General features: G+C 63.7%; 23 protein-coding genes and 1 tRNA gene. 14 read left to right on the forward strand and 10 right to left on the reverse strand.

The window, feature by feature from the left end; all coding sequences use genetic code 11:
• Positions 1-251: 251 nt before the first annotated feature.
• On the forward strand, positions 252-632 hold the full coding sequence (locus tag B5X69_RS08745; RefSeq protein ID WP_079638331.1) for a hypothetical protein: 381 nt from the start codon (positions 252-254) through the stop codon (positions 630-632).
• An 89-nt stretch (positions 633-721) separates the two neighbouring features.
• Here B5X69_RS08745 and B5X69_RS08750 read toward each other — a convergent pair whose 3' ends face one another.
• The gene (locus tag B5X69_RS08750; RefSeq protein WP_079638332.1) at positions 722-2,236 is read right to left on the reverse strand and encodes a catalase; all 1,515 of its coding nucleotides are present in this window, start codon (positions 2,234-2,236) and stop codon (positions 722-724) included.
• Between the two features lie 397 nt (positions 2,237-2,633).
• Positions 2,634-2,723, reverse strand: a tRNA-Ser gene (locus B5X69_RS08755).
• A 239-nt stretch (positions 2,724-2,962) separates the two neighbouring features.
• Between B5X69_RS08755 and B5X69_RS08760 the strand changes: the two genes are divergently transcribed.
• The 11 genes from B5X69_RS08760 (at position 2,963) to mazG (ending at position 12,103) form a co-directional block, all read left to right on the forward strand.
• Positions 2,963-3,961 (forward strand): lytic murein transglycosylase, encoded by a 999-nt coding sequence (locus tag B5X69_RS08760; protein ID WP_235527202.1) that lies wholly within the window; start codon positions 2,963-2,965, stop codon positions 3,959-3,961.
• Positions 3,945-4,913 (forward strand): septal ring lytic transglycosylase RlpA family protein, encoded by a 969-nt coding sequence (locus B5X69_RS08765; RefSeq protein WP_079638334.1) that lies wholly within the window; start codon positions 3,945-3,947, stop codon positions 4,911-4,913. Before B5X69_RS08760 ends, B5X69_RS08765 begins: the two co-directional genes overlap by 17 nt.
• The gene (locus B5X69_RS08770; protein ID WP_079638335.1) at positions 4,913-6,136 is read left to right on the forward strand and encodes a D-alanyl-D-alanine carboxypeptidase family protein; all 1,224 of its coding nucleotides are present in this window, start codon (positions 4,913-4,915) and stop codon (positions 6,134-6,136) included. Before B5X69_RS08765 ends, B5X69_RS08770 begins: the two co-directional genes overlap by 1 nt.
• Entirely contained in the window at positions 6,130-6,759 is a 630-nt protein-coding gene (gene tmk, locus B5X69_RS08775) for a dTMP kinase (RefSeq protein WP_079638336.1), read from the forward strand. The genes B5X69_RS08770 and tmk overlap by 7 nt, the downstream gene beginning before the upstream one ends.
• Positions 6,756-7,733, forward strand: a complete 978-nt coding sequence (locus B5X69_RS08780; RefSeq protein ID WP_079638337.1) for a DNA polymerase III subunit delta' — start codon at positions 6,756-6,758, stop codon at positions 7,731-7,733. The genes tmk and B5X69_RS08780 overlap by 4 nt, the downstream gene beginning before the upstream one ends.
• A 75-nt stretch (positions 7,734-7,808) precedes the next feature.
• Positions 7,809-9,395 (forward strand): methionine--tRNA ligase, encoded by a 1,587-nt coding sequence (gene metG / locus B5X69_RS08785; protein ID WP_079638338.1) that lies wholly within the window; start codon positions 7,809-7,811, stop codon positions 9,393-9,395.
• Complete coding sequence (locus B5X69_RS08790; RefSeq protein WP_079638339.1) at positions 9,395-10,171, forward strand: TatD family hydrolase; 777 nt, start codon at positions 9,395-9,397, stop codon at positions 10,169-10,171. Before metG ends, B5X69_RS08790 begins: the two co-directional genes overlap by 1 nt.
• Positions 10,168-10,311: a hypothetical protein gene (locus tag B5X69_RS21415; RefSeq protein ID WP_176141553.1), complete on the forward strand. Its 144-nt coding sequence runs from the start codon at positions 10,168-10,170 to the stop codon at positions 10,309-10,311. Before B5X69_RS08790 ends, B5X69_RS21415 begins: the two co-directional genes overlap by 4 nt.
• The gene (locus tag B5X69_RS08795) at positions 10,308-11,072 is read left to right on the forward strand and encodes an MBL fold metallo-hydrolase (RefSeq protein ID WP_079638340.1); all 765 of its coding nucleotides are present in this window, start codon (positions 10,308-10,310) and stop codon (positions 11,070-11,072) included. The genes B5X69_RS21415 and B5X69_RS08795 overlap by 4 nt, the downstream gene beginning before the upstream one ends.
• Positions 11,069-11,248, forward strand: a complete 180-nt coding sequence (locus tag B5X69_RS20940; RefSeq protein ID WP_139375727.1) for a hypothetical protein — start codon at positions 11,069-11,071, stop codon at positions 11,246-11,248. The genes B5X69_RS08795 and B5X69_RS20940 overlap by 4 nt, the downstream gene beginning before the upstream one ends.
• Positions 11,249-11,320: 72 nt before the next feature.
• Complete coding sequence (gene mazG / locus B5X69_RS08800) at positions 11,321-12,103, forward strand: nucleoside triphosphate pyrophosphohydrolase (protein WP_079638341.1); 783 nt, start codon at positions 11,321-11,323, stop codon at positions 12,101-12,103.
• Between the two features lies 1 nt (position 12,104).
• On the opposite strand, the gene hflX is transcribed toward mazG, so the two are convergent.
• From hflX to dusB, 7 genes are all read right to left on the reverse strand, one after another.
• Positions 12,105-13,433 carry a GTPase HflX gene (hflX, locus tag B5X69_RS08805; RefSeq protein ID WP_079638342.1) on the reverse strand — a complete coding sequence of 443 codons (1,329 nt, stop codon included), beginning with the start codon at positions 13,431-13,433 and terminating at the stop codon, positions 12,105-12,107.
• Between the two features lie 8 nt (positions 13,434-13,441).
• Complete coding sequence (gene hfq / locus B5X69_RS08810; protein WP_245798677.1) at positions 13,442-13,939, reverse strand: RNA chaperone Hfq; 498 nt, start codon at positions 13,937-13,939, stop codon at positions 13,442-13,444.
• Between the two features lie 116 nt (positions 13,940-14,055).
• On the reverse strand, positions 14,056-15,435 hold the full coding sequence (gene ntrX / locus B5X69_RS08815; protein WP_079638343.1) for a nitrogen assimilation response regulator NtrX: 1,380 nt from the start codon (positions 15,433-15,435) through the stop codon (positions 14,056-14,058).
• On the reverse strand, positions 15,425-17,716 hold the full coding sequence (locus B5X69_RS08820; RefSeq protein WP_245798678.1) for a sensor histidine kinase: 2,292 nt from the start codon (positions 17,714-17,716) through the stop codon (positions 15,425-15,427). The genes ntrX and B5X69_RS08820 overlap by 11 nt, the downstream gene beginning before the upstream one ends.
• A gap of 102 nt (positions 17,717-17,818) precedes the next feature.
• Positions 17,819-19,234 carry a nitrogen regulation protein NR(I) gene (gene ntrC, locus B5X69_RS08825; RefSeq protein WP_079638345.1) on the reverse strand — a complete coding sequence of 472 codons (1,416 nt, stop codon included), beginning with the start codon at positions 19,232-19,234 and terminating at the stop codon, positions 17,819-17,821.
• The gene (locus B5X69_RS08830) at positions 19,227-20,327 is read right to left on the reverse strand and encodes a two-component system sensor histidine kinase NtrB (RefSeq protein WP_079638346.1); all 1,101 of its coding nucleotides are present in this window, start codon (positions 20,325-20,327) and stop codon (positions 19,227-19,229) included. The genes ntrC and B5X69_RS08830 overlap by 8 nt, the downstream gene beginning before the upstream one ends.
• Entirely contained in the window at positions 20,324-21,322 is a 999-nt protein-coding gene (gene dusB / locus B5X69_RS08835) for a tRNA dihydrouridine synthase DusB (protein WP_079638347.1), read from the reverse strand. Before dusB ends, B5X69_RS08830 begins: the two co-directional genes overlap by 4 nt.
• Positions 21,323-21,419: 97 nt before the next feature.
• Here dusB and B5X69_RS08840 point away from each other — a divergent pair, with 97 nt between their 5' ends.
• Entirely contained in the window at positions 21,420-22,598 is a 1,179-nt protein-coding gene (locus tag B5X69_RS08840; RefSeq protein ID WP_079638348.1) for a bifunctional 2-C-methyl-D-erythritol 4-phosphate cytidylyltransferase/2-C-methyl-D-erythritol 2,4-cyclodiphosphate synthase, read from the forward strand.
• Positions 22,595-23,158 carry a CinA family protein gene (locus B5X69_RS08845; protein WP_079638349.1) on the forward strand — a complete coding sequence of 188 codons (564 nt, stop codon included), beginning with the start codon at positions 22,595-22,597 and terminating at the stop codon, positions 23,156-23,158. Before B5X69_RS08840 ends, B5X69_RS08845 begins: the two co-directional genes overlap by 4 nt.
• Positions 23,159-23,172: 14 nt before the next feature.
• Here B5X69_RS08845 and B5X69_RS08850 read toward each other — a convergent pair whose 3' ends face one another.
• Positions 23,173-23,709: a J domain-containing protein gene (locus B5X69_RS08850; protein ID WP_079638451.1), complete on the reverse strand. Its 537-nt coding sequence runs from the start codon at positions 23,707-23,709 to the stop codon at positions 23,173-23,175.
• Positions 23,710-23,748: the final 39 nt, after the last annotated feature.

A 23,748-nucleotide genomic window follows, 5' to 3' on the forward strand; every position in this document is an offset into this window, starting at 1 on the left:
CGTCAACATCCTCGAGATGAATGGCGACAGCTATCGTCTCGCACAGAGCCGCATCAGAAAGACCGGCTGAAACGCTCCCTCAAAAAATCGCCGCGCCGGCCTGAGACCCCCGCTCGGGCTACGCCCTCCCGGCGGTCTCAGGCCGGCGCCATAGTGGCCGACTTTTGCTCCGCCCCGTGGCCGGCTTTTACTCCGCCGTTGACAGGATCGGTCATCCGGGAAATGGTCACCCCGAAACAGGAGTTGGCAGCATGAGCGCACCTACCACCATGCGGGTGTTCATCCCGCTCACCATCCGCAAGCGCAATGGGCGGCCGAAGATCGTGCCGCCGACGGACATCGTGCCGGACACCGGCGGCGCGAATGCGCATGTGCTGAAGGCGATCGCCAAGGCATGGAGTTGGCGACGCAAGCTGGAAAGCGGGGCGGCGGCGGCGATCCAGGATATTGCCGATGCTGAGGGCATCTCGGACCGCTATGTCGGCCGAATGCTGCGGCTGGCCTATCTGGCACCCGTCGTGCTGGAGAATCTGCTGATCAACCGCGTTCCGCCTGCCGTATCGATCAAGGATTTGACGATGGCGGCAGAGCTGCCGTGGGGTGAGCAGGATGAAGCCATCTTCTGGAATTAAGCCGACTTCGAGATTACTGCTAACCGACCAATTGGACTGGCCGGTTCCGATCAATCGGGACATAATCTCGAAGTCGATGTCTTCAATTATCAGTCGGCCAGTTCAGGCTTTGGCGACAACTCCTGCGGCGATTTGACTGACATTCCCGCAGCCTTAGCCACACCTTCGCCATAAGCCCGGTCGCAGCGGGTGCAGTTGTCGATGTGACGCTGCTTGACGAAGTCAGGGGCGTCGCCAAAGTTTCGAGCCGTGTTTTCGAAAAGCACCTGTTGCTGCGCTGGCGTCATTAAGTGGAACAGCTTGCGCGGTTGGCTATAATAGTCGTCGTCGTCCTCACGGAAATCGAACATCTCGGCATTGCCATCGATCCGCAGCGGCGGCTCGGCGAAGTCTGGCTGATCGACCCACTGGCCGAAGCTGTTCGGTTGGTAATGCGGCAGTCCGCCAAAATTGCCGTCCATCCGCCCCGCACCGTCACGGTGATTGCTCATGACAGGGCACTTGGCCGCATTGACCGGAACCTGGTGATAGTTGACGCCCAGACGGTACCGCTGTGAATCCGGGTAATTGATCAGGCGCGTCTGGAGCATTTTGTCAGGCGAAACGCTGATCCCAGGCACTAGGTTCGACGGTGAGAACGCGGCTTGCTCGACGTCCATGTGGTAGTTTTCGGGATTGCGGTTCAGTTCGAACTCGCCAACCTCGATCAGCGGATAATCCTTCTTGTACCAGACCTTGGTCAGATCAAATGGATGAACGCCGTATGTTTCCGCCTCCGCTTCGGGCATGATCTGCACATACATTTTCCAACGGGGGAAGTCGCCGCGTTCAATCGCTTCAAACAAATCGCGCTGATGGCTTTCGCGGTCATTCGCTACGACCGCCGCCGCTTCTGCATCGGTCAGGTTCTCAATTCCCTGCTGGGTCTGGAAATGAAGCTTGATCCAGAAACGCTCGCCAGCTTCATTCCAGAAACTGTAGGTGTGGCTGCTGAAACCGCGCATGTGGCGATAGCTTTTGGGAATACCGCGATCCGACATCACGACGGTGACCTGATGCAGCGCCTCGGGCAGAAGCGTCCAGAAATCCCAGTTGTTCGTCGGTGAGCGCATGTTGGTTCGCGGATCGCGTTTGACCGCCTTGTTGAGGTCGGGGAATTTCTTGGCATCGCGCAGGAAGAACACGGGGGTGTTGTTGCCCACCATGTCCCAGTTTCCCTCCTCGGTATAGAACTTGAGCGCAAAACCGCGAATGTCACGTTCAGCATCGGCTGCGCCGCGTTCGCCCGCTACAGTGCTGAAACGAGCAAACATTTCGGTCTTCTTGCCTACGGCGCTGAAAATCTTCGCGCGAGTATAGCGCGTGATGTCGTTCGTCACGGTGAACGTGCCGAACGCTCCGGAGCCCTTGGCATGCATTCGCCGTTCAGGAATAACTTCGCGCACGAAATTGGCGAGCTTCTCATTGAGCCAGACGTCCTGCACCAGCACCGGACCGCGCTTGCCGGCGGTCAGCGAGTTCTGGTTGTCGACAACCGGTGCACCGAACGCAGTCGTCAGGTGGGTAACCGGGCACTTGCCCTTATTGAGAATGTCATCAGACATAAAAAATCTCCTCTCCCCTTCATGCGGTTCAAGAAGACGGTGTAGGCTGGGGTGACATTCTTTCAAAGCGAATTAGGGCAGACGCATGGTTCCGGTGGTGGGAGAGTGCATGACTTGCATGTCACTCAACCGAACTTAAGGTTCTGATCACAAATGCCTACCGGCTAAGGACGTAAAAGGTTCGGTCCGCGTCAATGGTCAAGCGTATGGAAAGTATTGCTTTTTTTGACCGAACCTTTTCCGACGAGGTTCGGGTGAAAAGAGACAAAAGCCGGTCAGAGACCGAGTTTGGCCGCCCCGGCAGTCTCTGAGGTTCGGTCGCCATTGGCAAAACCGCGCGGAAGCTGGGGATTTTCTGGCCCCGTGAGGCCCATCTCATTGGTTCGCGATGACATGTTGGCGGACAGGGTGGGATTCGAACCCACGGTGAGCTTGCACCCACGGCGGTTTTCAAGACCGCTGCCTTAAACCACTCGGCCACCTGTCCTACGGTGCCCCCAATAGCGTTCGCCCGCGTCGCGGCAAGTCCAAAGCGGATCTCTTTCCATCGGGCGCGCAATTGAGTCGGCCTATCGTCGGCCGGGATAGCCAAGCTGCGGTCAGCTGTGTCACTCTTTGCTTGGAGCCTTGCGACATGTGGCTTTAAGGGGGTGGGATATGACGCACAGCACCAGTTTCAGAATCGGGCGGCTTGTCCATATGGTGGGGGTTCTGCTCTCCGCATGGATGCTCACCGCCTCGGCGCCGCTGCAGGCCCAGGGCAGCGGTGATACGGGCTTTGATGCCTATATCCAGTCGCTCTGGCCAAAGGCCGAGGCCCGGGGGGTGTCGCGGGCGACCTTCGACAGGGTGACCAGAGGGCTGCGTTACAATGCGCGGGTCGTCGCGCTCGATCGCGACAATCTGGGCGCACCGCCAACCCCCAACACGCCGATCCCGGCGTTCGCTCCATATAAGGCGAAACATGTCGACGCTGCGCGGATTAACGGGGGTCGCCGTGTACACGACCGGCTTTTGCCGCTCTTGTCGCGGATCGAGCAGCGCACCGGCGTGCCGACGAGCATCATGATCGCTATCTTCGGCCATGAGACCGCGTACGGCGCAGTGACCGGAAATTTCGATCTGCCCGAGGCGCTCGCGACGCTGGCCTACGAGGGGCGCCGCCGCAGTCTCTTCGAACCCGAATTCCTCGCGACGCTCGAGATGGTGGAAAGGGGCGTGCCGCGCGAGGTGCTGAAAGGAAGCTGGGCAGGGGCCTTCGGCTACCCGCAGTTCCTTCCTTCGGTGTACCTGCAAGTGGCCGAGGATGGGGATGGCGATGGGGTCGCGCGCATATGGTCGAGCGAGGCCGACGCCATTGAATCGATTGGCGCCTATCTTCGCCGCGCCGGCTGGCGCGCCGGCCAGCCCTGGGGCATCGCTGTCCGCGTCCCCGCCGGATACGACCGGACGCGCAACGCGACCCGTCTCCAACCGACGCGCTGCCCGCGTGTCTTTGCGCGCTACAGCCGCTGGCGCAGCATGGCCGAGTGGCGCGCCGACGGATTTCAGCCAGTCGGCGGGAGCTGGCCCGATGGACAGATCCAGGCAACTCTGCTCGAACCCGACGGACCCGGAAACACCGCCTATTTGCTGACGGGCAATTATCGTGCGATACTCGACTATAATTGTTCCAACTTTTACGCGCTTTCTGTGGGGTTGCTGGCGGATGAGATCGATCGTTAGGGGCGGGGTGCTGGTCGGAGCCGCGGCGATGCTCGCGGGGTGCGGAAGTTTTGATGGCAAGCGCGAGGGCGGCCGGGTGGCAGGCCCGGCACCCCTCGCGGCAGATACGCTCGCGCCCGACACCCCCGTGAAGATCGGCGCGCCTTATGTTGTCGATGGCGTGACCCACACCCCCGCCGACATCGCCGATTATGACGAGGTGGGTTACGCTGGCTGGTACGGCGACGAACTCGCGGGCAAGCCGACTGCAAACGGAGAGCTTTTCAACCCCGACGCGATCAGCGCTGCGCACAAGACGCTGCCGCTGCCCAGCTATGTCGAGGTCACGGCGCTCGATACCGGGCGTACAATCCTTGTTCGCGTCAACGACCGCGGGCCGATGGCGAACGACCGGTTGATCGATCTCTCGCGCGGCGCTGCCAAGCAGCTCGGTCTTGAGCCTGGAGTCGCCGGCGTGCGCGTGCGCCGCACCAGCCCGCCTGCGGCCGAGCGCGCACAGCTTCGCGCGGGCAAGGCGGTTCCCGAGCGCCTACCTACGCCGGGCGCGCTTCTCGCGATCCTGCGCAGCAAGCTGACGGGCAAACCATCGCCTGCTGCGATTGCCGCCGGCGTCGCGCAGCCCGCGCCCTCCGCCGCACCGCCGCGCACCAAGCCGGGCGATGACCGTTTTATCGTTGAGGGCCCAGGAGGCGAGGCCGCACCAACGGCTTCGGCTCCTCCAAAACCGCTCCCTGCCGGGGTAACGGGCCCCTACGCAGTCCAGGTCGCAGCCTTCAGCACCGAAGCTCGCGCCAATGCGACCGCAAAATCGGTCGGCGGTAGCGTCAGCAAGGCGGGCAATCTGTGGCGGGTCCGCATGGGCCCCTTCGCGGGCGAGGCCGAAGCCAAAGCCGCGCTTGGCAAAGCCCATGCAAAGGGGTTCCGCGACGCTGTCGTCGTGCGCGACCGCTGATGCGGCGGCGGACCACCCTCAAACGGAGCGCCGCGGCGCTCGGTCTCGCCGCGATGGCGCTCGCGATGGCGCCGTCCGGCACGCCCGCGGATGCCGCGGTGGGTGAAGCGCCCGTCAGTCGGCCGCTCTACACAACCGAGGCACCGATCGTGATGCTCAAGGATCTCGATTCGGGCGCAATCCTCTTTGAACGCGGCGCCGACAAGCGCTTCGCCCCTGCGTCGATGGCAAAGGTGATGACTGCCTATGTCGTGCTTGATCTCATCGCCAGCGGCCAACTGCCGCGGGACAAGCTCTTTACGGTCAGCGAGGCGACGTGGAAGAAGTGGAACGGCAGCAATGGCGGCTCGACCATGTTTCTGCGTGCGGGCGAGAAAATATCCGTTGATGAACTGCTCAAGGGATTGATCACCGTTTCGGGGAATGACGCCGCCGCAGTCCTGGCCGTTGAGATCGATGGAAGCGAAGAGGCATTTGTTCGCCGGATGAATGAGATGGCGGCCAGAATTGGAATGACCTCGAGCCGTTTCGGGACGCCGAGTGGTTGGCCCGACGGCGGCGTCACCAAGGTCAGTGCCGCCGATCTCATCACGCTTGCCGACCGGCTCATCCGCGATCATCCGGCGGGCTATGCGCGCTATTTCTCGATTCCCAAGCTCCAGCACGGCAAGGCGCCCGACGGCACGCCGATCGTGCAGCCGAACCGCAACCCGATACTGGGGCGCTTTGAAGGCGCCGACGGGCTCAAGACGGGTCACACGGCCGAGGCAGGCTATTGCTTCCTCGGCTCGGCCAAGCGCGGCGGCAGGCGGCTGATCATGGTGGTCGCAGGAATGAAGAGCGAAAAGGCGCGGCGCGATGAGGCGGAGCGGCTGATGACCTGGGGTTTCGAGGCATGGGAGGGGCGCGAGATCGTCACCGCCGGCGCGAAGGTCGGGCGGCTCGAGGTCGGGCAAGGGGACAAGCCCGTCGTCGCCGCTGAGGCCGCTATCCCCGTGCGCGTCACGGTTCCCAAGGGCTTCGCCGGTGGTTTTCGTGCGACGATGCGCGCACGGGCACCGCTCAAGGCGCCCGTTGCGCGCGGCAGCCGCATCGCGGAGCTCGTTGTAGCGCCCGACGGTCTGCCGCCGCAGGTGACACCGCTGCTTGCCGCGAACGATGTTGCAAAGGGCGGCTGGTACGACCGCGCGCGAACCGGCTTCTATCGGCTGACCGGCTGGTGAGCGGGCGCTTCATAACGCTCGAGGGCGGGGAGGGGAGCGGCAAATCGACCCAGATTCGGGCCCTCGCCGCGGCGCTCGAAGCGCGCGGGGTGGACGTTGTCACGACACGCGAGCCCGGCGGCAGCACGGGCGCCGAGGCTATCCGTACACTTCTGATGGAGGGCGCCGACGATCGCTGGAATGCGCGGGCCGAGGCGCTTTTGTTCGCCGCCGCGCGCGCCGACCATGTCGCGCGAACGATCCGTCCCGCGATCGCTCGGGGCGCATGGGTGCTTTGCGATCGCTTCGTCGATTCGAGCCGCGCTTATCAGGGCGGCGGCGGCGGCCTTACCGACGCCGATATTCTTGCGCTCCACCGTGTGGGGTCGGAAGGACTGCTTCCTGACCGCACATTCCTTCTCACGGTCAGTGCCGGCGAGGCCGCGCACCGTCTGTCGGTCCGCGACGCCGGGGGCGCGGATCGTATGGGGAGCAAGCCCGCCGACTATCAGGCCCGCCTTGCCGCACGCTTCGCCGAGATGGCAGCGGCGGAGCCCGCACGCTGGCGCGTGATCGACGCCGATGGCGCCAAAGAGACTGTAACCGCCGCGATCCTCGCCGCGCTCGCGGACTTCCTGCCATGATCGGCCAGAAGGAAGCCGAAAGCGCCTTTCTCGAGGCCTGGGCTGCAGGACGCCTCCATCACGCCTGGCTGCTCGCGGGACCGCAAGGCATGGGCAAGGCAGCCTTTGCGGGGCGCGCTGCGCGTTTTCTCGTCACTCATGGGAAGGAGAATAACGGGGGTGCGCCGCTGACCTTTGCAGATCCTGGCGATGCGGCCGCGGGCCGCCTCGTTGACGCGGGCAACCATCCCGAGATCCTCACCCTCGCGCGTGCGCCCAAGGAAAAGAGCAAGGAACTCGCGCGCAACATAACCATCGACCAGGTGCGCCAGATGATCCGCCGCCTTCACCTCTCGCTGTCGCTTGGGGAGTGGCGGGTGATCATTGTCGATGCTGTCGATGATCTGGAAACCGACGGCGCCAACGCCCTCCTCAAAACGCTCGAGGAACCCCCGGCGCAGACGCTCTTCCTTCTTGTCAGCCATTCGCCGGGCCGCCTCCTGCCGACGATCCGCTCGCGATGCAGAACATTGCGTTTTCAGCCCGTTGAGCGTGACGTCATGCAATCATGGCTCCACGCGAAGCGCCCGATGCTCGACGCCGCGGAGGTGCGCGCAATTGCGGGAGCGGCAGGCGGCGTACCAGGAAAAGCGCTCGCGCTGATCGACAGCGACGTCGCGGCGATGGAAAAGAAGCTTCTGGCCATCGCCACCTCGGGGGATCCGGGCAACCGCCTGCGCGAGGCGCTCGCGCGCGAGGTGGGGGGGACGAGCAACCGCGAGCGGCTCGAACTCGTCATCGACATCGTGCCTGGTCTCCTCACCCGGATCGCGCGCGAGCGCCCTATCACCGAGATCGCGCCCGTTCTTGCGCAGTGGGACCGCGTCCAGCGAACCGTCCGCGACGCGATCCGCGGTTCCTATGATGGTGCGATGGTCGGCTTTGAGATCGGCAATTGCCTCGCGGAATTGGCGCCGCGCGAAGGGACCCGCTAACGTCTTCCTGGAAAGGAGAGGGTTTAGGACACGCCCGCCCTTTCCCTTCTACCCGCCACCGGCTAAGGCGCGGGCATGTCCGAAGCCAAGCAACCCTTCTATATCACCACCGCGATCAGCTACCCCAATGGTCGTCCGCACATCGGCCATGCCTATGAAGCGATCGCAACCGACGTCATGGCGCGGTTTCAGCGCGCGCGCGGGCGCGACGTGCGCATGGTCACCGGAACCGACGAGCATGGTCTGAAAATGTATCAGACCGCGCGCGATCAGGGGCGGGCGACGATCGACCTCGCCAATGAAATGTCGGGGTATTTTCGTGCGATGTATGCCAAACTGAATATAAGTTATGACCATTTCATGCGCACCTCGGATCCCGCGCATCATGCGGCATCGCAGGCAATCTGGCGCGCGATGGCGGCGAACGGCGACCTCTATCTCGATCGCTACGAGGGCTGGTACTCGGTTCGCGACGAGGCCTTTTATGACGAAAGCGAGCTTCTCGAAGGGGAAGGGGGCGTAAAGCTCTCGCCGCAGCGAACACCGGTCGAATGGACCGTCGAGGAAAGCTGGTTCTTCCGCCTGTCGGCCTATGAGGATCGGCTTCTCGCCCTCTATCGCGACAACCCCGACTTCATCCGCCCGGAAAGCCGCCGCAACGAGGTGCTGCGCTTCGTCGAGGGCGGGCTCAAGGATCTCAGCGTCTCGCGCACCAGCTTCGACTGGGGCGTTCCTGTCCCGGATTCGCCGGGGCATGTCATGTATGTGTGGGTCGACGCCCTCACGACCTATTTGTCGGGGATCGGCTACCCCGATGCTGGGAGCGATTTTGCGCGCTTCTGGCCCGCCGACATCCATATGATCGGCAAGGATATCGTGCGTTTTCATACGGTTTACTGGCCGGCCTTCCTGATGAGCGCAGGACTGCCGCTGCCCAAGCAGGTGTTTGGCCATGGCTTCCTGCTGAACCGCGGCGAGAAGATGTCGAAGTCGCTCGGCAATGTCGTTGATCCGATGGAGCTGGCCGAGCGGTTCGGGGTCGACGCGCTGCGCTATTATCTGCTCCGCGAAGTCAGCTTCGGCCATGACGGCAGCTATTCGGCCGAGGCCATCGTGCGCACCGCGAACGCCGATCTTGCAAACAGCTTCGGCAATCTCGCGCAGCGAAGTCTTTCGATGATTTTCAAGAATTTGGGTGGAGATCTTTCGGCAGCCTATCAGGCTGCGGCGGAAGATGAAGCGCTGCTGGCGGAGATCAGGGACATGGCGCAGACGCGCCTTCCGCGCGAGTTCGAGCAGCTCGCTTTCTCGGTCGGGATCGAGGACTGGATCCGGGCCGTGTTTGCCTGCAATCAATATGTGGATGCAACCGCCCCCTGGGCGCTCCGCAAGAGCGATCCCGAGCGGATGCGCGCCGTCCTGATGACCTTGTTCCAGGCCGTGCGGACCCTCGCGATCGCGATCCGGCCTGTCGTGCCCGAGGCGGCCGACAAGTTGCTTGACCAGATGGGGATCGATGCCGACGCGCGCGATTTTGAAGCGCTCGCCGATACCGAGTGGTTCGCAAAGCTTGCGCGCAGCGGCTTCACTGTCGCCCAGCCGGTCCCGATCTTCCCGCGCCTCGAGCTCGCCGAAGGGGAAGGGGAGGAGGCGGCCGCCTGATGCTCGTCGATTCGCACTGCCACCTTAATTATAAAGGGCTCGCCGAGCAGCAAGGCGAGGTGCTCGCACGCGCGCGTGCGCGCGGCGTTACCGCGATGCTCAACATTGCGACGCGTGAGAATGAGTGGGATGAGGTGCTCGCCGCCGCCGAGACGAACGACGATGTCTGGGCCAGCGTCGGTATCCATCCGCACGACGCCGACCAGCATCCCCACGTCGACACGGCAAAACTCGCGGCGCGGGCCGCGCATCCGCGGGTGATCGGCATCGGCGAGACCGGGCTTGACTATTATTACGACAAGAGCGACCGGGCTCGGCAGCAGGACAGCTTTCGCGGCCATATCCATGCGTCGCAAGAGACCGGGCTCCCGATCATCGTCCACACCCGCGAGGCAGAGGCCGATACGCTGGCGCTGCTTAGTGAGGAGATGGCACGCACGCCCTATACCGGCGTCATCCACTGCTTCACCGCGAGCGACGATTTCGCGCGCAAGGCGCTCGATCTTGGCCTCTACATATCGATTTCGGGAATTGTGACGTTCAAGAACGCCGCTGACCTCCAGGCGACCGCGCGGTGGCTACCGATAGACCGGCTGCTCGTCGAAACCGACTCTCCTTTCCTTGCGCCTGTGCCGCACCGCGGCAAACCAGGGGAACCGGCCTTTGTGGCGGACACTCTGGCCTATCTTGCGGACCTGCGCGGCGATGACCCTGGCGAACTGGCCGAAGCCACAAGCCGGAATTTCTACCGTCTTTTCAGCAAGGCGGCAGCGTGACTTCAGAAGTCCAGGCACATTTTCCTCTGGCCCGCCTGATGCTTGTTGCAGCCATGGGGCGCGCGTTCGGAAATGAAGACCAGGGTTCGGCCGCCGGCAAGCTCAGGAAAAGCGGTTTCGTCGAGGCGCGTGAATCATGAAGCTGCGTGTTCTCGGTTGCGGAACCTCCTCGGGTGTGCCGCGGATCGGTAACGACTGGGGCCAATGCGAACCCGATAATCCCCGCAACCTGCGGAGCCGTGCCTCGATCCTTGTATCACTGGGCGGCTTTCGCCTCCTCGTCGACACGAGCCCCGACATGCGAATGCAGCTGCTCGACGCGGGCGTGGGAGAGGTCGATGCGGTCATCTGGACGCATGAGCACGCCGACCACACCCACGGCCTCGATGATCTGCGCCAGGTCATGCATCTGCGCGGCTCGGCGGTGCCCGCCTACGCGCGCGACCATGTGCTCGACATACTGAAATGGCGTTTCACCTATGCCTTTGCCGGAAACGCCGGCTATCCCGCGTCGGTCGACCCGATCGAGCTTCACGATCATCAATCGATCGGCCCGATCGAAGTGTCCGCGCTCGAAATGCCGCATGGCCCCATCAAGGCGACCGGACTGATCTTCAGCGATGGCGCGCACAAGATCGCATATGCAACTGATTTTTCACGGTTTACCGACGAGATGGTGGGTTTCTTCCAAGGCGTCGATCTTTTCGTGATCGACGCGCTGCGCCGCTATCCGCATCCGACCCATCCGCATCTCGCCATGACCCTTGAGGGACTCAAAAAGGTCGGCAGTCCGCGCGCCATCATTACGCATATGGACAACACGATGGACTATGACGACCTTGCAAGCGAATTGCCGCCGGGTGTCGAGCCGGGTTATGACGGGCTGGAGGTGCAGCTATGACAATGGAAACGGGCGCCGACATGCTGTGGTTCGCAATGGCGTTCACGCTGGTGGTCAGCGCGCTCGTCGCGCGCCAGCTAAAGCTTGCCGACTGGCTCAAGATGGGGCTCGCCTGGGCGGCGATCTTCGCGCTCGTGTTCATCGCGATCCGGACCTATCAGCTGGCCGCGGGATGAGAGGGCGCCGCGAGGGGCTTTCTGGTCCGGAGCCAAGATAATTTAACATAATATATATTATCGGATAAAGTCATGTCGAGCGATGTACCTGGTCCCCCCAGCTCCCCTGTCGACCGGTTGCTCGCGATCATGCGGCAATTGCGCAATCCTGATGGCGGCTGCGAGTGGGATCTTGCGCAGGACTTTGACACGATCGCGCCTTATACGATCGAGGAAGCCTATGAGGTTGCCGATGCAATCGCTGGCGGCGACCCTGATGCCATCTGCGACGAACTTGGCGACCTTTTGCTCCAGGTCGTCTTTCACGCTCAGATCGCCGCAGACAAGGGCCTGTTCACCTTCGACGATGTTGCGCGCGCGATTTCCGCCAAGATGGAGCGCCGTCATCCGCACATCTTCGGTGGCGTCACGGCGGCAGATGTGCGCGACCAATGGGAAGTCATCAAGGCGGCCGAGCGCGCGGCGGATGGCCCCAGGGGCGCGCTTGCCGGCGTCGCCATGTCCCTGCCTGCGCTCCTTCGCGCGCAAAAGCTCCAGGGCCGCGCGGCGCGCGTCGGGTTCGACTGGCCCGACACCAAGGGGCCGCGTGACAAGATCGCGGAGGAACTGGCCGAGGTTGCTGCCGCCGACAGCAATGCCGCCCGGCATGAAGAAGTCGGAGACCTTCTCTTTGCAGTCGTCAATTATGCCCGCAAGCTCGGGGTCGACGCCGAAGGCGCCCTGCGCGACGCCAATGTGAAGTTCGCACGGCGTTTCGCCGCCATGGAGGACCGCGCCGGCGGAAGTCTGCAAGGTCTCACGCTCGATGCGCAGGAAGCGCATTGGGTGGCCGTCAAGAAAAGCGAGCGAGCCTAGATCAGCCCTCGTTCGAAGGCCAAAGCCGCTCGAAGCGCGCCCGATCGGCGGGGTCGAGGCGCACAGTCAGCCGGTGTCCGCCCTCGACGACCTCCTCGGACAAAATGTCGCCGCGCGCGTGAAGCCATGCCATCGCCTCGCCCTGATCAAAGCGCAGGAACACGCAGGTCACTTCGTGCCGCGCCGTAAGGTCTGCTGCCATGAGCGCGCGCGCCGCTTCGATCCCTTCTCCGGTCTCGGCCGAGATCACCGCGACGTCACGCCGCCGCGCCGCCATTTCCAGGATCTGGCCACGGCGTTCGGGGCTTGCAGCATCGATCTTGTTCCAGATTTCGATCTGCGCGATGGCGTCTTGCGCGTCCCCTTCCCCATCCTGCGGCCCGTTCACGCCCAAGGAATCGAGGATGGCGACAACATCGGCATATTGCGCCTCACTGTCGGGATGAGTGATATCGCGGACATGGACGATGAGGTCCGCCGTGGTCACTTCCTCCAGCGTCGCGCGAAACGCTGCGACGAGTTCGGTGGGTAGATCAGACACGAAGCCCACAGTGTCCGACAGAATGGCCTTGTCGATCCCGGGCAGGCGAATTTCGCGCATCGTCGGGTCGAGCGTTGCGAACAGCATATCTTCCGCCATGACGTCACTTCCCGTCAGGCGGTTGAAAAATGTGGACTTTCCAGCGTTTGTATAGCCCACAAGCGCGATCACGGGCCACGGTGCGCGCTGGCGCTTTGCACGCTGCAACTGGCGGGTGCGGCGGGCATCCTCGAGGCTCCGCCGGATCCGCGCCATGCGGCTGCGGATCATCCGGCGGTCGGCCTCGATCTGCGTTTCGCCCGGTCCGCCGAGAAAGCCGAAGCCGCCGCGCTGGCGCTCAAGATGGGTCCAGCTGCGCACCAGCCGCCCTGCCTGGTAGTCGAGATGCGCAAGCTCGACCTGGAGCCGCCCCTCGGCGGTCGCGGCCCGCTCACCAAAGATCTCGAGGATCAACCCGGTTCGATCAATGACTTTGGCCCCGAGCTCGGTTTCGAGGTTCCGCTGCTGTATCGCCGTAAGGGCTGCATCGACAATGACGAGCTGCGCCCCATTTTCGCTGATATCAGGACGGATCGCCTCGATCTGCCCAAGCCCGATCAACGTCGCCGCGCGCGTTTGCCGCAACCTCAGCGGATGGACGGCCATGACCTCGATCCCGATCGCCACCGCGAGCCCGGTCGCCTCGGCGACGCGGGCCTCGAGGTCGCGCGACAGCCCCTGCCCGCGCCACTCGGGCACGACCAGCACGGCGCGCGCGCCGCGCGTCACTTCCACATCATCGGGGTTCATTTGGTCGGTCAGGCGTCGGCGCCGTCCCCGTCGCCATTGTCGGTCAGATTGACCGGCCCATTCGGCTGCACCGTCGAAATTGCATGTTTGTAGACAAGCTGCACCTGCCGCTCGCGCTCGAGCAGCATGCAAAAGAGGTCAAAGGCGACGATATCACCCTGGAGCATCACGCCGTTGACGAGAAACATCGTCACCGACTCGTCCGACCGGCGCACCGCATTCAGGAAGACATCCTGCAGCGCCTTGCCCTTGCTCGGCGGCGCATCGCGCACATCATCGCCGAGCGCGCCGAGGTCGAAATCGTGCGAGGGCATGATCGTCGAAATTGCATGCTTGTACACGAGCTGCGACTGGCCATCGCGGCGCAGGAGAAGCGAGAAATTGTCGAACCAGGTGATGATTCCCTGCAATTTCACACCCTTGACGAGGAACATCGTCACAGGCGTCTTGCTGCGGCGCAGGGCGTTGAGGAAGAGATCCTGAAGATTCTGGTTTTTATCGGACACATTGGCCTCCTGTTCTTGGCGGGGGATACCGCAAGGCGGGGCTTCGCGCCCCGTCCTGTTCCTTTTGGCGATCCGCAATATGCGGCAAAGCGCCCGGCAGGTCTAGCGCAAAGCCGTCACCCCTCGCTTTCAGGATTATCGGTCAATCCCAAAAGCTTCAGCTTGCGGTGCAAGGCCGAACGTTCCATGCCGATGAAGGTCGCGGTGCGCGAGATATTGCCCGAAAATCGGTTGATCTGGATGCGCAGATACTCGCGCTCGAAATTCTCGCGCGCTTCCTTGAGCGGAATGGCGGTGATCGACTCGGTGCCGGGCAGAATGTCTGTGCCGCCTCGAACCAGCTCGGCAGGCAACATGTCGACATCGATACGGCCGAGCCGGTCGCTCGGCGCGAGGATCATCACCCGCTCGATTATGTTGCGCAGCTCGCGCACATTGCCGGGCCAGTCGTGCGCCTGGAACGCGGCCATCGCCTCGGCACTGATCTCGGGCGGCGGTACCCGGCGGTCGGCCGCGTAGCGGCGTACGAAATGGTCGCACAGGCTCGCGATATCATCGCGCCGCTCGCGCAGCGGCGGGATGTGAACCGGGACGACGTTGAGGCGGTAATAGAGATCCTCGCGAAAGCGGCTTTCCGCAATCTCGCTCATCAGGTCACGCGCTGAGCCCGAAATGATGCGCACATCGACACGGATCATCGTACGCCCGCCAACCCGGGTGAAACTCTGATCGGTGAGGACGCGCAGTATCTTGCCCTGCGTCGTGATCGGCATGTCGGCGACCTCGTCGAGGAACAGCGTTCCGCCATGCGCCTGCTCCAGCAGGCCGACGCGGATCGCGCCGTCGTCGGACTCGGTTCCGAACAATTCTGCCTCGACCGTTACAGGGTCCATGCGCGCCGACGAAATGACGCGGAACGGCGCATTCTGTCGTCCGCTCCAGCCGTGGAGCACACGCGCGGCGACCTCCTTGCCGACGCCCGGCGCCCCCGTGATGAGCACCCGGCTCCCAGTGCCTGCAACGCGCTTCAGCGTCGCGCGGACATTGTTGATTGCAGCGCTCGTACCCGTGAGCTCGTCGGCAGGGCCGGCGCGCTCGCGTAGCCGCTCATACTCGAATTTGAGCCGCTCGCTCTCGGTCGCCCGCGCGACAAGGTGAAGCAATCGCTCCGCTTCGAAGGGCTTTTCGATGAAATCGAACGCGCCGCGGCGGATTGCAGCGACCGCCGTGTCGAGCCCGCCGTGGCCCGAAATCACGATAATCGGAAGCGTCGGATCGAAAGCCTTGATGGCCTCGACAAGCCCCAGACCGTCGAGGCGCGACCCTTGCAGCCAGACGTCGATCAGAGCGAGCGATGGGCGTCGCTGACGGATGGCCTCAAGCGCTGCATCACTGTCGGAGGCAGTGCGCGCCTCATAGCCTTCATCCTCCATGACGCCGGCCACCAGTTCGCAAATGTCGCGTTCGTCGTCGACGATCAAAATATCAAGCGCCATGGTCTTCCCTGTCCTGTCGATTCCTGATCCGGCCCGGGACCGATTCTCCCCGTCCCGCGCTCGCCTCTCCCCCCTTCCCTGCGAGGTGTCGCAGCCGGTCGGGGTGAAGGACCAGCGTCACGCATGTTCCCTGCCCTGCCGGATTGTCCGAAAACTCAAGCTCGCCAAAATGTTGCTCGACGATCTTCTTGACGATCGCGAGGCCAAGGCCGGTCCCGCCCTGACGCGTCGTCATATAGGGCTCCGCGATCGCATCGCGGGCTTCGGGAAGACCGATCCCGTCGTCCGCAATGCGGATGCGGATAGCATTCTCATCATCGATGTCGAGCGACGCCATGATGTGACCGACTGGCGAGCTTTCGGTCGTTTTTGCCTTTTCTTCAATTGCTTCTACAGCATTTTTTACAATATTCGTGAGTGCTTGCGACAAGAGGCGGCGATCGCAAACGAGCGGTTCGACCTCATCCGGCATGGCCACGGCAAAGGCGATGTCTGGCTTTGCGACTTCGAAGAGGAACACCGCCTGCTTCAAGATGTCGCGCACGTCCTCGACCCCGAAGGTTGGCTTTGGCATGCGCGCGAAGCTCGAGAATTCATCGACCATGCGGCGCATGTCGTGGACCTGGCGGATCACCGTATCGGTCAGCCGGCGAAATGTGGCCGCGTCCCCTTCCACCTTGTCGCCGAACCGGCGCTGCAGCCGCTCCGCGGCGAGCTGGATGGGAGTAAGCGGATTCTTGATCTCATGGGCGATCCGCCGCGCGACGTCGGACCAGGCGGCGCGGCGCTGGTCGGCAAGTTGCTGCGTGATGTCCTCGAAGCTGAGTACGAAGCCATCACCCTGCGCGACCGCCTTGGCAGCAAAGGTTGCAGGCTCGGCATCCTTGCGGGCGAGCTGGACGATCGCTTCGCGCTCATTGCTCGCGAGCAATTGCTCGAGCTCGGGCGCGACCTCCGCAAGCGATTTGCCCGTAAGGCTTTCCCCTGCTGTGCCGACCAACCGCTCGGCCGCCGCGTTGGCGAGGAGGATGCGGTGCTTGCGGTCGACCGACACGACCGCCGAGGTCACGCCGCTGAGAACCGCCTCGATGAAGACGCGCCGGGCCTCGAGCTGCTCGTTGACATTGACGAGCGCGCTCGTCTGCCCCTGCAATTGCTCGGTCATCCGGTTGAAGGCGCGCGTGAGGACGGCAATCTCGTCATTGCGCGCCGTGGGGGTAACACGCACCGAAAGGTCGCCGCCCGCGGCCGTGCGCGCTGCGCCCACGAGCGTTCCCAGGGGGCGGACAATCCGGTCGGCGACCACGATTGCGCCGATCACAGCGAGTGCAAGAAGCAGCAGGGAACCGAGATAGAGCGCACCGTGGAATTGCAGTTGCAATAGCTGCGAACGGTCGAAAAGCGCGTTGTAGTCGGCAAGCACGGTGCTCGCGCGATCGAACTGCTGCAGACCTATGGTATTGGCGTTCCGCGCAGCATAAAGATAAGCGTTGCTGCGGCCTGGAATTCGCGTTGCAGCTTCGATCCGGTCAGCCTGGCGCGTAATGACGACATCTTCTCCGCGATTAAGCCGATCGACAACTGCTGGCGTAATGCGCCCTTCCGCAGCGCGATTGTCAGGGTCGATCATCGTCGGCGTGCGGGCAATCCCGTCGGTACCGACTTCGATGATGGCAGACTCGCTCATCTCGCGCAGCACGACCTGCTGAAGATAGCGGTCGTTGAACGCTTCGCTGTCGATCGAAAATCGGTCGAGATAGCCGCTGATATCCTTCGCCATCACGACCGTGTTGGCGCCGAGCGATTTCTGGCTGTCCTCGTAGAAGGCCTTGGCGATGCCGGCGGCGTTCTCGAACATGCCGCGCGAGCGGTCGGAATACCAGAAATCGACCCCGAACTGGAAAAGCAGCGAGGCAAAGATCACGACAAGCAGGGTCGGCGCCGCTGCGATCAGCGAGAAGAGCGCGACGAGGCGCACATGAAGCCGCCCGCTGCCTCCCGCCATCGAATTGACCGCGCGTGCGCGCGCAACGCGGCTACCGATGAGGACGATCAACGCCATCGCGGGCACGAGATTGGCGACCATGATCGCGGCCACGAGGGCCGGCGTCAGCAGCCGCTCGCTTTGCGCATCCCCCGTGACAAAGATATAGGTTGCAACGCCAATGCTGACGATCAGTGCAAGGGTATAATATTCAGGCGCGGCAAAGCGCCACACGCCCGAGCGTGCCGTCTTGCCGTCGGAGTCAATATCGAGAGCCAGGGGAGCCGACTTCGCCATTGTTGCGTCGATACGACAAACCTGTTGCATAGAGAACACACAATATCGTGCCTCGCCACATTTCGCTGCATTTTCTCTCGCATTGTGCGCGGCCCGGCCCCCTCAGGGGTGAGCAGGGTCGATTGCGAGCTGTACGAGGCGCTTGCGAAGCGTGTTGCGGTTGATGCCAAGCCGCCGGGCAGCTTCGAGCTGGTTACCCCGAACCTCACGAAGGGTTCGGCGCAGCAGGGCGGCTTCGACGATTGCTTCGAGCCGCGCGTGGATATCGCCGTCGGCGCCGGCGCCGCCAAGCTGTTCGCGGGCCCAGTCATCGACTGCGCGGGCGATGAGATCGGCGGGCTCGGCAGGGCCGCGCTCGCCGCTCTCGTAAAGAACACCCTCGACGTCACGGACGGTGACGACAGCATCGCGCGACAGCACGGCGAGCCGCTGCACGACATTGCCGAGCTCGCGGACGTTACCCGGCCAGTCGTGGCGTTCGAGCATCTGCATGGCGGCGGGTGCGAACTCGCGGACCGGCAGGCCCGAATGCCGGCCTTCTTCGATGAAATGCCGCACGAGCGCCGGGATGTCGCTGCGCCGGTCGCGAAGCGGCGGCAGGGTAACCGGGATGACGTTGAGACGGTAGAAGAGGTCCTCGCGAAAACGCCCATCGGCAACAAGCGTGCGCATATCGCGGTGCGTGGCAGCAATGACGCGGACATCGGCCTTCAGCGACTGGCTACCGCCTACGGTCGAATATTCGCCCACTTGAAGCACGCGCAGCAGCCGCGTTTGTGCCTCGATCGGCATATCGCCGATCTCGTCGAGAAACAATGTACCTCCAGCTGCCTGCTCGAACCGCCCCGCGCTGCGGCTGTGCGCACCGGTGAAGGCGCCCTTCTCGTGCCCAAACAGCTCCGCCTCGATCAGCTCGCGCGGAATGGCCGCCATATTGATCGCCACAAACGGTCCTGCCCGCCGCAAGCCTGTCGCATGGATCGCGCGCGCGACGACTTCCTTGCCCGTCCCTGACTCCCCGAGGATCAGCACCGCCAGGTCGTTCGACGCGAGGCGGGCAATGGTGCGATAAACCGCCTGCATCGCCGGCGCCCGGCCAACGAGTCCGTGGCTGTCAGCCTGAACGGGGTCAGCTGCCGCGGCAGGCTCCGCGCGCCGTTCGAGCGCGGCGCGCACACTGGCGATGAGTTCGTCGAGGTCAAAGGGTTTGGGAAGATAATCGTAGCTGCCGATCCCCGTCGCCCGGACCGCGGTGTCGAGCGTGTTCTGCGCCGACAGCACGATGACCGGGGTGGCGGGGTCGACGCCGGCGCCTGGCAGCGAGTCGATGCCGTCGCCGTCGGGAAGGACAACATCGGTGATGATGAGATCGGCCCGATTTTCGGCAAGCCAGGCGTTGCGCTCCCCGACGCTCGTGACCGCCGCTAGGCGGCTGCATTCAGGAGCCAGGGTTTCGCGAATGATCAGCGCGATAGCGGGATCATCCTCGACGAGCAGAACGGTCTTGCCGTCAGCCATGGCGCACCCCTTTCGGTGAAGGCGCGGCAGGGAGATGGACCCGGAACCGGGTCCAGTCGCCGTCGCGGACATGCTGGACGGTCCCGCCCATATCGCGGACCAGCTTGGCAACAAGCGCCAGGCCGAGCCCGCGTCCGTCGCGCTTGGTGGTCACGAAGGGGGCGAACAGATCACCGCGGATGTCGGAGGGGACGCCCGGACCATTGTCGCTGACGCTGACCTCGATCGGCAGCGCAATCCGCCCGCGGCCGTCACCCTTGTCGATCGAGAGGCCGTGACGATAGGCGGTCGCGATGCGGACCACGCCGTCGTCGCGCCCGCCCAATGCTTCGCAGGCGTTGGTGAGAAGGTTCAGCAGGATCTGAACCATGGCGTCATGATTGCCATGGACAAGCGGCAGCGAGGGATCGAAATCCTCGGAAAAGCTGACGCCGCGGTGCTGCCGCGCGCGCACTGCCTCGCTGGCTTGGTGAATGGGCTGATAGAGATTGATCGCTTCACAGGCGATCGGCTGACCGCGCGAGAAATGCTCCATCTGGTCGATCAGCGTCGTGATCCGATCGACTTCGGCGCAGATGAGGTTCGTGAAGCGCTCGCCGTCGGCATCGGCTTTGCGTGCGAGCAATTGCGCCGCGCCCTTGATCCCTGCCAGCGGATTCTTGATCTCATGGGCGAGCATCGAGGCGGCGGCCCCGGCAGCGCGGCCCGAACGACCGATCGCTCCGCCCATCAGCTCGGCCTCGCTTTGTGCAGGCACGAGCGCGAGGATGCGGTGGCCGCTCGTGCCATAAGGCACCATCTGCAAGTCAGCGAAGACCGACTTGCGATCGCCCACGGAAATTTCGGCGCGGTGCGCAAATAGCGCGGAGGTTGCAGGGTCGCTCATCCGCTGGCGATAGCTGCGATCCATGCCGATGACGTCATAGACCACCCTCCCGACCATCGCCGAGCGGCTCATGTTGCAAAGCTGCTCGGCAGCCGCGTTCACAAACAGGATGATGCCGCCGCGGTCGACCAAAAGCGTCGCCACGGGATGCGACTGGATGAGCTCGTGATGGTCGAAAATCGGAATGCTCGACGATGGCGCGTTCACGCCGCAACCTTGCTGAGGAAAGGGGTGTAGAAACGTTCAAGCGCGTCGAGCACCTCCCTGCTGCTGGGAATCTGATTGACCTTGTTGCGAAACTCGGCCGATCCCGGCAGCCCCTTGACGTACCAACCAAGATGCTTGCGCGCCATATTCACGCCGGTCATCTCGCCATAATGATCGATCATCGCCCTATAATGCGTTGTAATGATTGTATATTGCTCGTCGATTCCTGGGTCCGGACGCTCACCCTCGCCGCGCAGCGCAGCCATGACCTGCCCAAGCAGCCAGGGCCGGCCATAGGCGCCGCGGCCGATCATCACGCCGTCAGCGCCGCTCTGCGCCAGCGCGGCGCGCGCATCGCCGATCGAACAGATGTCGCCGTTGACGATTACCGGAATGGAGACCGCCTCCTTAACGCGGCGCACGAAACCCCAGTCGGCGATGCCGCGATACATCTGGTTTCGCGTCCGCCCGTGCACGGTGACGAGCTTTGCCCCGAGATCTTCTGCGATATGGGCAAGTTCCGGAGCATTCAGACTGTCGTGGTCCCACCCCATGCGCATCTTCACCGTCACCGGCACCGACACCGCTTTCACGCACGCATCGATCAGAGCGGCCGCGAGGGTGAGGTCACGCATCAGCGCCGATCCCGCGTCACCATTGGTCACCTTGCGCACCGGGCAGCCCATGTTGATGTCGATGATGGCCGCGCCGCGATCTTCGTTGAGCTTCGCCGCTTCGCCCATTTCATAAGGCGTGCAGCCGACGAGTTGCATCGACACCGGCTCCTCGACCGGGTCCCACGCGGCCTTCTGGATCGATTGGCGCGTTTCGCGGATTGCCGCCTGACTCGCAATCATTTCAGTCACATTGAGCCCCGAGCCGAAGCGGCGCACCATCTTGCGGAACGGGAGGTCGGTGACGCCCGTCATTGGCGCAAGGATCACGGGATCCGCAATGCTGATCGGGCCGATCTGGATGGGCGGCAGCGGCGCCATGGGAGGAGCTTTCGTCGAATTTGCCTAAAATTTAAGCACGCCCCTACACGTTAAGGTGCTTCCCCGCAAGCCGATGCTGCGCTAACCCGCGCGGCTTATGTCCGATTCCGCTCCTGTCCCACCCCTGCGCGTCACCGCAATTCTGCTCGCGGGCGGCCGGGGCACCCGCGCAGCTTTTGCGCAGCCCAAGCAGCTTCAGTCCCTTGGCGGCAAGCCGCTCCTCCGGTGGAGTCTTGACGCATTTGCGGCGCATCCGCGCGTATCGGGCGGCGTCCTTGTTGCCAGCGATGACGTCATGGCGGCCACAGCTGAGCTTCCGGAGGGATGGACTTTTGCGGCGGCCGGTGCCGAACGCCAGCGGTCGGTGGAAAATGGCCTCCTGGCGCTTGCCGATTGGGAGGACGATGCGCTCGTGCTCGTCCATGATGCGGCCCGGCCCGGGATCGAGGCGGCCGTCATCGACCGGCTCCTCGCCGCGCTCGCGACCGCTGAGGCCGCGATCCCCACCCTTCCCGTCCCCGACACGCTCGTTCACCAGGCAGGGGAAGAAGCAGGCAATGTGGTCGACCGGAGCGCCCTGGCGCGCGTTCAGACCCCGCAAGCCTTTCGCCTTGGCACGCTGCGCCGCGCCCACGCGGCGGCTGCAGGTGAGACCGCAACCGATGATGCGCAGCTCGTTCGGCGGCTCGGGATACCCGTCGTGGCGGTTGAGGGCGACGCACGGCTCCACAAGCTGACCTATGCCGCGGACCGGGCGATCCTAGAAGGACTGCTCGAGGCCCGCGCGATGACGCGAACCGCGGTTGGCATGGGCTACGATGTCCACCGTCTTGTTGCGGACAAGCCTCTCTGGCTAGGCGGCATAGAAATTGAGCATAGTCATGGGCTTGAAGGGCATAGTGATGCCGATGTCGCGCTTCATGCCCTGACCGACGCGATTCTCGGTGCGCTCGGCGATGGCGACATTGGCACTCATTTTCCGCCTTCCGATCCTGAGTGGCGCGGCGCGGCGTCATGGCGCTTCCTCGATTTTGCCGCACGCCGGGTCGAGGCTGTCGGGGGACGGATCGACCATGCCGACCTCACCATTATCGCTGAGGCCCCGAAGATCGGCCCGAATCGCGGACTGATACAGGCGCGCATCGCTGAAATTCTTGCGATTCCGCCCGCGCGCATTAGTGTGAAAGCGACCACGACAGAGCGGCTGGGCTTCACCGGTCGCCGGGAAGGGATTGCAGCGCAGGCCGTGGTTACCTTGCAGCTTCCGGAGACATGAGTTTGCCATCCAACGTCGAATCGCGTCTGGCCGCGCGCGAAGCTGCCGCTACGGCTGTCCTTGCCGCAAATCGCGCCGCTGAACGCCGTGTCGCCGTGGCTGAAAGCTGCACCGGCGGCATGGTCTGTGCCGCGTTGACCGACATTGCCGGAAGCAGCGATGTGTTTACTGCAGGGTTCATCACCTATTCCGGCGATGCCAAGAAGACCCAGCTCGAAGTGAGCGGCGATATCCTCGAAACCTTTGGCGAGGTCTCGCTCGCGACCGCCTGGGCGATGGCTGCCGGAGCGCTGGCGAAGAGTGATGCCGAGGTTGCGGTCGCAATCACCGGCATTGCAGGGCCGGGCGGCGGCTCGGAAAAAAAGCCCGTCGGCCAGGTCGTCTTTGCCCGTGCGCTGCGCGGACAGGACCCCGATGACTATTTCACGCAGCGCGTTCAATTCCAGTCGACCGACCGCGCCGCGATCCGCCATGCCGCCACACTCTTTGCGCTCGACCTGCTCCTGCCCGAGAAGGATAGTCTGCGGCCGTCCGAGGATATCGAGCTACCCGCCCCGTGACGCGCTTTAGCCCCTCAGGCGGGTTTCCAGCTTTTCCGCTCTTCGGCCTGTTTTAGCACCTCAAACGCCGCCTGGCCCGCGGCAAAGCGCTTCGCAGCCTCCGCGTCGCCCGGCTTTACGTCGGGGTGGCATTCCTTGGCGAGACCGCGCCACGCCTTCTTCGCGGCCTCGAAGTCGGCATCAGGCTCAAGGTCGAGCACTTCAAGCGCGCGCATCTCGTCAGCGCTACGGCTTCCGTCGCCCGATCCGCCCCAGCCATAATGCTGCGCGCGGGCATAGCTGCGCGTACCGCGGGCTTCTTCGGCAGCGCGATCGGCCGCTTCCTCGGCGCTGAGGCCCGCAAAATAGTCCCAGCCGCGATTATATTCGGCAGCATGCGCTTCGCAGAAAAACCACCGCTCGCGGCTGTTCGGCGCCTTGGGCGCAGGGCAATGGCCCGGTTCAGTGCACCCATGACGGTCGCACAGCCGTACCTGCTGCGCCTCGCGGCCCTGCCCGTAGGCGCGCCAGCGGGGAAAACCCCAGTCGTCGGATCTCTTGGCGCGGCTCATCGGGTCCATGTAGCGATTGAGGTCGGCAATGGCTAGATG

Source organism: Sphingopyxis flava (assembly GCF_900168005.1).
Classification (GTDB): Bacteria; Pseudomonadota; Alphaproteobacteria; order Sphingomonadales; family Sphingomonadaceae; genus Sphingopyxis; species Sphingopyxis flava.